Consider the following 494-nt stretch of genomic DNA (forward strand, 5'->3'; position numbering starts at 1 on the left):
GACCAGCGGATCAGTGAGCGCGCAGCCTCGGGGGGCGTGATCTCGTCCTGGCTCGGCTTTTTGGGGGCGGCGTGTTGGCGTGATGGCGGATCACCGCCAGCAGCGCGAAGGCCATCATCACCAGGCTGACGTGCCGGTGCCAGCCGTGCCAGGAGCGGGTCTCGTTGTGAGCCAGCCCAAGCTCGGTCTTGGCGGTCTCGAACGCGTCCTCGATCGTCCAACGCTGGCCCTCGACCGCCACCAGGGTCGCGATCGGCGTGCCGGCCGGGCACCAGGTCGTGAAGTATGCCCGCTCGCCATCGCTCAGGCTGCGGCGGATCAGGAGCCCGCGCGTCCACACGCCGACTTGGTCGTCGTCGGCGCCAGCGAGGTCGGCCAACTCGCGATAGGCCCAGTCGTACAGTCGTGCGCCCTTGGTCCCCTCTCCCGCCGACAGGCGCGCCCAGGCCGACGGAGCGAGGCTGTCGGCGATCACCTCGGCGGTGCCGGCCACA

1 protein-coding gene is annotated in these 494 nt (G+C 70.6%); it reads right to left on the minus strand.

Annotated elements, in window-relative coordinates; all coding sequences use genetic code 11:
* Positions 1 to 10 precede the first annotated feature (10 nt).
* A partial coding sequence (locus MFF40_RS28355) for a transposase (protein ID WP_238263155.1) occupies positions 11 to 494 on the minus strand: 484 nt, incomplete at its 5' end.

The sequence above is a fragment of the Methylobacterium mesophilicum genome (assembly GCF_022179445.1).
GTDB classification, from domain to species: domain Bacteria; phylum Pseudomonadota; class Alphaproteobacteria; order Rhizobiales; family Beijerinckiaceae; genus Methylobacterium; species Methylobacterium mesophilicum.